Here is an 11269-nt window from a genome sequence, read left to right on the forward strand (position 1 = left end):
ATCTATGGAAAAGAGAAATCATGAAGAAGAAAAACAAAATTAGCTTGATTTTAACTACATCTACAACAGCAGCTTCTATAATTGCTGTTGCTGTTTCTTCTATATCCGTTTCACCTATAGCAAATACTCAAGCTGAAGAACAAGCAAGAGTTGATGCTTTGGTGGCAAAAGTCACTGGTGCGGATTACTCAAATAAACAACAAAATACACCTGCTTTAGAATTTTCTAATGCACTAAATCCAACAACAACTCCAATGATTAAGGAACTTACTGAAGCTCAAAAAGCTGGTCTTAGTTTTACAATTACTGATAATGGTCAAACATATACTTCAGTTTACGAAAATGGAAAACATATTTTTAAGGACTTAAACGTTTATGTAAAACACTACTATTTTAGTGATTTTAGTCCTATAAACGATAGAACTGCTAGTAGACCTCCAGATAACAACATCCCTACAACAGAATTTCCTCAATATAGATACACTGCAAACATGAACATTCATGTATCTTTAGGATCGTTAAGTGAAACTTTTGATGCTAATTTAACTGAGAGACCGTCTCAAAAAATTACAATTAATGGCTTTTTATCTGAAAGATTTAGACTTAGAGACAAAGTTCAAGTAGGAATACTAAATGGAAAGTTAGCTACTGAAATTTTTACTCCACAAGAAAGAGCGCTAAAAGCTAGCACCTTTATTGTAAAAAATGTTGTAAACGGGAAAACAACTTATCGTTTAAGAGATGATATTTGACAAAGAGTGGTTGCTTTAGCTAATAATCACCCAGAAGCCATGGCTGAATATTATGAAGATGCTACAAGAGCCAGTTCATTCGATGATGAAGCAGGAACGTTAAGAATTTCGGCTAGGGTTCGTAGTAATAGACCTGATGGTTTTCAAGAAATCAGTACTTCTACATTTAGTATGCCGGTAAGAGGTGGCTTTTGATCAAATACTAAAGAAAAGCAAAGACTAGCAACTCTAATGAATAATTTAGAAATTGAGTATTCACCAAATGATATAATGCTTAATTACCCAAATCAATACGTTTTTAATGATCAAACAAAACCAAATTATGTATTTTATACCACTGATTCAGATGGTGTAAGACACACTTCTGTTTATAACAACGGAGAATATGTTTTTGAAGATCTTAAAACAAAAATTACATTATTTGAAAATGTCGATACTATTTCAAACACAAATGATGCTACAGGAAGTTTTTCAGTAAGAGCACAAATGACATCTTTTAGAGAGCAATTTGAAGGTATAACATCAGAAATTGTTACTAAAAAGGTTACTGGTTTTAAAACTGAAACCGTGCGTTTAAACGAAATTCTAGCTTCTAAAAATGATTCAATCAACGCATTACAATTTGAAGAATCAAGACGCAATAATGCTCTACCATCTTCTGTGACAGATGAAGAAGTTATTCAAAAATTAAATACTATTTTAATAACAAATGATTTAGCTACAATTAAAGCTGAAAACATTATAGGAAAAATAGTAAAAGATGACATTAACGGTACTATCACAGTAACTTTTAAATTAAATTCAACTCGTGATGATTTAACCGATCAAACTTCTTCTCAAGATAATGCAGTTACAAAAACATTTAATTGATTTTTAACACGTGATAAAGATATTGAAAAATCTATTGTAGCCTTAAAAGAACAAATAGATGACAAACCATATTTAAGTAATGAAGAAAAAAATAAACTCAAAGCTGACTTAGATGCAATTCAAAATTCATATAATACATCAGAACTTGATTCTGAGCAAAAATACAACCAAGCCAAAGAAGCAATTACAAATATTAAAACACTTACTGATAATACTAATACATCTAAAGAGCGCGAAATTAATGATGTAGAAACTAATTATCCGTTACTAAATAAAGCTCAACGTGACCAAATTAAAGCTGATTTAAAAAGTTCAAATTTATTAGATACAATTGAAAATCCTCAAAATCCAAGTGTTGAATATATTCGACAAAAAGCTCAAAATTTATCTAACTCAATGCAAAATACTCAAAATAACATTGATAATGACGAAACCTTTAAAACTACTGATGGTTATACAAATGCACCACAAAACTTGAAAGATCTTTATAATGCTGCAATTTTAGCATCAAAAAATTTAGTACCTAATAATGCAGAAACTGGAGAAAATTTAGCAACTCCTGATTTAAGTACTTTAACTGATTGAAGTGATTCTGTTGCTAAGCCTGAAAATTCTAATTATTCTAAAAATGCAGTTGATGAATTAAATAGAGTATTACAAGCAATAAAAACAAAAATGAATGAGCTTGATGAAGCTAAAAAAGCAGCTAAAGATGCAATAGATAATATGGATTATCTTTCACCCGAAGAAAAAGAGGCATTTAAAGCAAATGTTGACAATGCTACAACTCCATCAGAAGTAACATCTGCTCAAAATGAAGCTAAAAGTGTTAATGATACCAAAAAAGCTAAAGTAGATCAAATTGATGATCAATACCCAAATTTAAATACTAACCAAAAAGAACAATTAGCTCAAACTATCAAAAATTCTAATTTAAATTCAATTGAAGGCTCAAGTGGTCCTACAGTGGCTGATACTTTAAGCAAAGGTTCACAATTAAATGATTCAATGGGTACTTTAAAAGATTTTACAAATAATGATGATGCATTTAAAAGGTCACCTTTATACACTCAAGCAACTCCTGAGGCTAAAGCTCAATACGATAAACTTCTTAACGCTGCTAACAATTTAAAAAATAACATAAATCCTGATTCTAATGATCTGAATTCAACAAATATTGCTCCTCAAAGTGATGCAGCTTGAGATAAAGAAAATGTAGATAAACTTAACTCAGCCATTAAACAAGCGCAAGCGGAAGCGGCTCAATCAATTATTGATCAATTAGCAAACTTATCTCAAGAAGAAAAAAATAATTTAAAAAATAAAATTAATTCAGACCAAACGCTTGAACAAATGCAAGCAGTTGTTAATGGTGCTGAAACATTAAATGCAAATAAACAAGGTGAAATTAATAAAATCAATGCTTTCGAACATTTAAACAATTCTCAAAAGACAAATATAATTCAAAAAATTAAAGATGCTAACTTAGATCCGGATCTTAATCCACAATCTCCTAAAGTCTCTGATGAGGTAGCGAAAGCAACTACGCTAGATAAAGCAATGGAAAAACTTGAGAATTTAGTTAATAACAAAGATAATGTTCACACTCAAGATAAATACAACAATGCCACTGACGAAAGCAAAAATAATTACGATAAATTAGTTCAGGCTGGAAACCAACTTAAAAATAACACCAATCCAGATGATGTTAATTTAGCTCCACTTGTTAATTTAACAAAACCAGAAACTCCGAATTGATCTTTAGAAGATGTTCAAAAACTCACTCAAGGAATTGAGGACACTTTAAAACAAGCTACTAAAGATGCAATTAATAAATTACCAAATCTTTCTCAAGCTGAAAAAGACGCTTTAAATAACTTAGTCGATGCTGTTGAAGATACTAATTCAAATGATTTAGATAACGTTCTAAACAAAGCTAAAACAATCAATGATAAAAAACAACAAACTATTGATTCAATTAATGCTTTAGATTATCTTTCAAATGATGAAAAAGAAAAATATATCAACAATGTTAAAGCTGAAGATCTTTCAGGTGTTGATAATTTTGATACTGATACAACATTAACAGATGATTTAAATGCGTCTAAAACCACAAATGATGCTAAAAAAGCCAAAGATAAGACTTTAAACTTAGAGCATTTAAATGCCGATCAAAGAGCAGCGGTAACTCAAGCAATTAAAGACTCTAATTTAGAATCTATTGAAGGTAAAAATAATACTCCTTCAACTGAAAATGCTATTGCAAACGGAACCACCTTAGATGAATCAATGAAAAACTTAAAAGATGTTAAAAACGCTCAACCAGAAGTAACATCTTCTCAATTGTTTGATTTAGCTACTCAAGACGCTAAAGATAAATTCAATAACTTAATTGAAGCTATCAAAGAACTTGAAAATAACACAAATCCTGATGCAGATAAAGTAAATGATCCAAACATTAACGAAACATCTCCTAATTGATCAAAAGATAGCGTAGATACTTTAAAAGCAGATACAATTAATGCTCTGAAAGATGCATACAAAAAAGGAATTGATAATCTTCCTAATTTAAGTAATGATGAAAAGCAAGCTCTTAAAGATAAATTAGATAATCCTGAAATTGACACCTTAGAAGAAATTAAAGCAATTGAACAAGAAGCTTTAAAATTAAATGCTGATAAACAAAAAGAAATTGATGCTGTTGAAGCAAATTATCCACACTTAAACCAAGCTCAAAAAGACGGGGTCAAAAATGCAATTAAAAAAGCAAATTTAGATCCAGCTCTTAAAGAAAATTCTCCAACTGTAGCAAGTGTAAAAAACACCGCTTCAGAGCTTGATGCTTCAATGGATAAATCGCACCAAAGAAGTACTGAAGAAGAAAAAGTCAAATCTTCTGAATTATTTGCTAATGCTACTGCAGACACTAAAGCTAAATACGAAAAAGCTCTTGAAGCAGCAAAACAATTACAAAGTAATCAAAATCCTCAAGATGTTAGCGAACTTGAAGGAGTGACTCCTCAAAATAGTGCTAACTGACCTAAAGAACCAGTTGATGCGTTAAAAGCAAACTTAGAAAACACGCTTAAAGACGTAGCTAAAAGTTATGTTGATAATCTTCCAAATTTAAGCGATGCTGAAAAAACAGCTCTGAAAAATGCAATTACTAATTTAATTGATCCTAGTTTTGAAAACATCAAGGATCTCACTGATAAAGCTAAAGCAATTAATAATAAAAAACAAGATACCATTGATGCAATCAATGCTTTAGATTATCTTTCAAATGATGAAAAAGAAAAACACATCAATGATGTTAAAGGTGAAGATCTTTCAAATGTACCTAATTTAGCAGAAGATCAAACATTAACTCAAGATCTTCAAGAAGCTAAAGCAACAAACGATGCTAAAAAAGCTAAAGATCAAGCTTTAGATTTACCATATTTAAACGAATCTCAAAGAGCAGCAGTAACTCAAGCAATTAAAGATTCTAATTTAAATGAAATTCCAGGAAAAGAAGACACTCCTTCAACTGAAGATGCAATTAATGATGGAAAAGCTTTAAATGAATCAATGAAAGAACTTGATGATCTTAAAAATGCTCAAGATGATATCAAAGCTTCAGAGTTATTTAATTTAGCAACTCCAGAATCTCAAGACAAATACAACACTTTAATTGATGCCATTAAAGAACTTCAAGATAATAATAACCCTACAAGTGATCCTAATGTTGTACAAGATTCTCCAAACTGACCAAAAAACAGTGTGGATACCTTAAAGGTAGATACAATTAATGCACTTAAAGAAGCATATAAAAAAGGAATTGACAACCTTCCTAACTTAAGTGATGATGAAAAAGAAGCACTCAAAAATAAACTTGATGATGCTCAAGCAGATACTTTAGCTGAAGTACAAGCTATCGCTAAAGAAGCAACTGATTTAAATAAACAAAAACAAGCTGAAATTGATGCAGTTGAAAGCACTTATCCACATTTAAACGATTCTCAACAACAAGCAGTTAGAGATGCAATTAAAAAAGCTAATGTTGATCCAAAACTTAAAGAAGGATCTCCAACCTTAGAAAATGTTAAAGACACCGCTGAAGCTTTAGATGCTTCAATGGAAGAATTAATTAATAGAACCAATGAAGATGAAAATGTTAAAGCTTCAGATTTATTCGCAAAAGCTAGCGAGGAATCTAAAGCTAAATATTTAAAAGCTCTTGAAGCATCAAAACAACTTCAAAACGATCAAAATCCGAATGTAGATGGTTTGGATAATTTAAACACTCAAGAAAATGCAAATTGAGTCAAAGATCCAGTAGATAAACTTAAAGCTAATTTACAAGAAGGACTTAAAGATGTGGCTAAAAGTTACATTGATAACTTGTCTAATTTAAATGAAAATGAAAAATCCACTCTTAAAGATTTAGTAACTAACTTGAAAAATCCTACTTTTGACGATATTGAAAAAGTTGCTAATAGAGCCAAAGAAATTAATGATAGAAAACAAGACGCAATTGACGCTGTAATTGCTGGTAAATACTTATCTGAAGATGAGAAAAATTACTTTAAAAAGCAAATTGTTGATACTGATTATTCAAATGAAGCTAACGACGAAGATAACGACATTGCTTTAGCTGAAATTATAAATGTAGCTTCATTAACTAACACTGATAAGAAAACTCAATATGATAATTTGGACAGCTTACCTCATTTAAATGACTCTCAACGTCAAGCACTTAAAGAAGATGTTATTAACTCTAATTTAAATGCTATTCCTAATTCAAATAATCCTTCAACAGAGTCAGTATCTCAAAAAGGAACTCAGTTAGATAATTCAATGAAACAACTTAGAGATTTTCTTGCTTTAAATCCTGAGATTCTTCAAGGTAATACTTACAATAATGCTACTGATGATTCAAAATCAAACTTTGATGATGTAGTATCTTTAGGAGTAAGTTTAGCTAATAACCAAACACCTAAAGCAGATACTTTAAATAAAGTTAACACTACAATTGCAGATTCAGCAAAACAATTAAATGCAACAAATACTACTCCAAATTGAGATAAAGATAACGTTGATAAATTAAATGCTCAATTGCTTGAAAAATACAAACAATTAGTTGAAGATAATATTGATAAACTACCTTATTTATCAGATGAAGAAAAACAACAATTAGTTGATAAACTCAAAAGTTCAGATACAAATGATAAAGCTAAAGTTGATAAGATCTTAAAATTAGCTAATGATGTAAATGCTCAAAAACAAGAAATTGTTAACAAAATCAACGATCTTCCTCATCTATCTGAAGTAGAAAAACAAAGTTTTACTGATGATGTGATTGCTTCAAATCAAGTTCAAGATCCTTTAAATACTTCACCTGAAGAACCAAATGATCAACCTAACAATTCAAATGAACTTGAAGATATTTTAGATAATTCAAGAAAAGCTGATTTAGATAAAGCTTTTGAAGATTACATTCAAAACAATTTAACAAGTGAAGATACTAATGGTTCTAGAGAAGAACTTCAAAATTTACAAGATTTAATCAAAACCTTTGAAGATGACGATAAAACCAAAGATAAAGATACTGATTATTCAAATTACAAAGAAGTAGCTGAAGCTCTTAAAAACATTGCTGATTTAAAAGATGCTTATAATGCATACTTAAATGCTGATGTTTCTAATGTAGATGAATATTCCGAAGCTAAAAACAAATTAGAGTCTAAAATAACTCAAGTTAATAAAGACATTGAATCTTTAGAAAAACAAACATTTAATGATCCAAGACTTGAAGATGTGAAAGCACAAATGCTTGCACAAGCCAAAAAAGATGTTTCTAAAGCTGATGCTGAAAAAGAAATTGTTGATGCGTTAGTTAATTTAGCTCATGATGCATATAATCCTGAACACTTTGAAGCTGCTTTAGCAAGTGCTCAAGCTAAATTAGATTCAGCTGAAGAAGATAAAAACAATATCTTGCTTTCTCATTTACGTGATCCAGAAATTAATTATCCAGCACTAGCTGATAAATCTGATAATGATGAAGGTTTAGATGAAGATGAGTATAATAGATACAAACCTACTTTAGAATCACCAATGTCTAATGTTGTAAAATCTGCATTGCAAAATTTTGGACCTTACAGAGCTCATTTAAGTGATGAAGCTAAAGCTCAATATAAAGCTCAACTTGATGAACTTGAATATCTTTCTCCACAAGAAAGAGAGCTATTTGAAAATCAAATTGATAAAGCTGAAAGAAATCGTGAAGCTAGAGCAATCATTGAAGAAGCTAAAAATGTCAATGCTGCTAAAAAAGAAATCGCTGATCATATTCGTGATTTTAAACATTTAAATGATTCACAAAAACAAGCTTATATTGACGAAGTAAAAGCAAATCCACTTCAAAGTAAAGATCCTCAAAGTGAAAAATCAATGGATCAGATTTTAGAAGATACTCAAAAACTTGATGATAAAATGCTTGAGCTTAAAAATGCTTTAAAAGAAGCTTTAAACACTAAAAAAACTCCAATTTATCAAAATGCTTCTGAAGCAAAACAAAATGATTTTGATTGAGCTATTCGTGATGGTCAAAAAACTGTTGACAACTTGCCTCCAAGAAAACATCTTGATCCTAATTTAAATCTTGATGAAGTACAAACATTAATTGATAATCTTAAAATTCAAGCCGATCAAGCTGCTCTTAGCGCAATTGATAATTTACCTTATGTACTTGAAAAAGACAAAGATAAATTAAAAGAAGAGTTAAACAAAGCTAAAAACCAAGATGAAGTAATTAAAGTCTTAAATAAAGCTAAAACCACAAATGACTTAATTAAACAAACTATCGATGCTTTAAATGACTTTAATAAAAACACCAATGCTGAAAATTCAGACAAAATTAATGATTTATTAAATAAATTAGCTAAAGTTAATCCTGAAGTTAATTTAGATAATTTTAAAGACACAAAAGAAGCTATTAAAGCTAATAAAGAATTAAGTGATGTTTTAAAAGCTTATCGTGATAGTGAAATTCAAAGTGATACTTATGAACAAGCTAAAACTAACTTAGAAAACGTTTTAACCAAAGGTGTTGTATCTCTTGAAAGTCCATATTCACAAATGAATGATTTAGTATCAGATGTTTTAAGTGCTTCTACAACATTAAATGCGCAAGGACATAACGAAATTGCTTTAGTTGAAGCTTTAGTAAATCTTAACAAAGAAAACTTTGATTTATCAATGTTAAACAATCAAACAGCTGGAGCATTCGACAAATACAATGCTTTAGCTGATAAAATTAAAAAATCTGCTTACTTTGATTTACTCAAAGAAGCTGCTAAAAATAACAATCATGTAATTAATGCAATTTATCAATTAATTAAAGAAGTTGATGATGAAAACGCTTCTAACGTGATTCGTTCTGCATTACTTAAAAACTTTAAACCTCTTAAAGTAGGATACAACTCATGATGAAAATGCTGATGATGATATGTAATTTTATCGGTAGGTTCAGCATCGCTAGTAGCTCTAGCTATTGCTGCTGGAAAACGTTTCAAAAGATCAAATAAACAATAATTATTTATAGACATTTCAACATTTAGTTGAAATGTTTTTTTGTAAAAAATACTTAAGTTAAAGTTAAATATATTTGATTATTATTTCTCTTTAAAAAGATTTGTTTGAAATAATACCTACATTTTATGCAATAAAAATAATAAAAAAATAAGTATCAATAAGCTATCATACTTTTTTAATAGCTTAAAGTTACTCATTTTCTAATTGTTGAATTTCTTCGTTTGTGAGCAAACGGTAATCTCCAATTCTTAAAGAATCATCTAACTGAAGATTTCCGAAAGTTAGTCTTTTTAAGTAAGTTACTTCATAATTTAAGGATTTAAACATTTTTTTAACTTGATGAAATTTGCCTTCAAAAATTGTTAGTTTGCAAGTGTTTTTATCAAGATTTGAGACTGTACCTTTTGCTAAGTGATTTAAATCAATTAACACTCCTTTTTCAAATTCTTGGATAATGTTATTGTTTAAAATTCGATTTGTTTGCACATAATAAGTTTTGGGAACATGATTTTTAGGACTAAGTAATTTATGACCTAATTCTCCATTAGTTGATAAAATAATTAATCCTTCGGTGTCTTTGTCAAGTCTTCCTCAAAGAGCAAGATTTTTCTTAGGTATTTCATTTCCAATTAACTCAAATACTGTTTTGTCATTTTTGTCATAATTTGCACTTAAATAACCACTTGGTTTATTTAGCATTATATAGTAACGTTTAGTTTGATTTAAAATTTTATTTTTTATTGATATTTGATCATTTGGAGCACATTTTAATCCTAAATTAGCCACTTTTCCATTAACTAAAACTTGTTTTCGTAAAATCAAATTTTTAATATCTTTTCGTGTGTAATTGGTATGTTCAGAAATTATTTTTTCAAGTCTTTGCATAAAACCTTCTTATTTAAAAGAAACGTAATTCGGATTGTTTTGCGCTTTTAATAAATTAAATATTTTAAGATTCATTCAAGTTTCAAACATTTGTTCATTTAAAGCGCTAAAATTTATTTCCAACTCTAATGCAGAGTATATTTTTAAAAATAAAGCAAAGAGAATTTGTTTATGTTGGTTGTTTAAAACTTGGTTGTGTTTTAAAATATAAGCAGAAATTTTGTCAAAGTAATTGTTTAAAATATTTGATTTAATGCGACTGTTTTCATATGCGCTTTCAAGTTGTGATCCTACTAAAGTTAAAAAGATGATTTTTAGATCTTTTTAGTAACTGATTGTGTTTGCTCAAATTTAGATATCACAGTACTTATTGAACTGTTTAAGAGATCTTCGACAAAAGTATCTGTGTTTTTAAAAATGAATTTTTGTGAAACTTCTAATAAGTACTTCTCAATGTTTTGCTTGGTTGTTAAAATTGTTTGCTGTGGATAATCTTCATTAACTAATAAATTATTTTCATTTACACTTGAAATTCCATTATATTTCAATAAACAAACATTATTTGGAACTATTTCTTTGCTACGAATGTAATGATAGTGATCTGGTGGTATTTGTTTAAAACCAGCAATTGTGTATCTGCTAATGTAATTTGCATTAGAAGAATCGTTTCTTATTTTTCAAGACACTTTCATGTCAGCAAAAGAATTTCCAGGCAATTGAATAACTTCTTCAACTGTTGAATCAAGTATTAGGTTTGTTTTTGAATCAACTATTGTAGCGCCACTTATTAAATGCATACAATCTAACGCTTCAGCTGTATACTCACTTAATTGATCGTTCTTGTTTAAAAATCTAATTACCGGTTGTTGTTTAACTAAAGGTGTTTCTGAAAGAATTTGTAATATTGTTTCTTGTTTTTTTAAATTAGTTTCATCATTTGTTTTATTGCATGATACAGCAAAAGTCACAACTGTTGTAGTCGTAATTAACGGAAACAATAGTTTCAATCATCTTTTCATAATAATAAATTATACTCAAGTATTTGCTTTGTAAAAGTGCCTAAATTAACAAGTGAAAATACACTTCAAAAGGCAAAATTAACCCGTTTTCAGAATGTTTTTTTTTTTTTTTTATAAAATATTTTATAACCACGATTACACGAGCAAAAACACTTGTGTTAATGT

3 protein-coding genes are annotated in these 11269 nt (G+C 29.1%); 1 reads left to right on the forward strand and 2 read right to left on the reverse strand.

Annotated features, from left to right (window positions below):
- The first annotated feature begins 20 nt into the window (after positions 1-20).
- The gene (locus tag EXC45_RS03635; RefSeq protein WP_129693802.1) at positions 21-9200 is read left to right on the forward strand and encodes a GA module-containing protein; all 9180 of its coding nucleotides are present in this window, start codon (positions 21-23) and stop codon (positions 9198-9200) included.
- Between the two features lie 189 nt (positions 9201-9389).
- On the opposite strand, the gene EXC45_RS03640 is transcribed toward EXC45_RS03635, so the two are convergent.
- Together EXC45_RS03640 and EXC45_RS03645 are read right to left on the reverse strand one after the other, a co-directional pair.
- Positions 9390-10085: a pseudouridine synthase gene (locus EXC45_RS03640; protein ID WP_036435340.1), complete on the reverse strand. Its 696-nt coding sequence runs from the start codon at positions 10083-10085 to the stop codon at positions 9390-9392.
- 314 nt (positions 10086-10399) lie between these two features.
- Positions 10400-11104 (reverse strand): hypothetical protein, encoded by a 705-nt coding sequence (locus EXC45_RS03645; RefSeq protein ID WP_129693803.1) that lies wholly within the window; start codon positions 11102-11104, stop codon positions 10400-10402.
- Positions 11105-11269 lie beyond the last annotated feature (165 nt).

This window comes from Mycoplasmopsis columboralis, from assembly GCF_900660675.1.
Classification (GTDB): Bacteria; Bacillota_I; Bacilli_A; order Mycoplasmatales; family Metamycoplasmataceae; genus Mycoplasmopsis; species Mycoplasmopsis columboralis.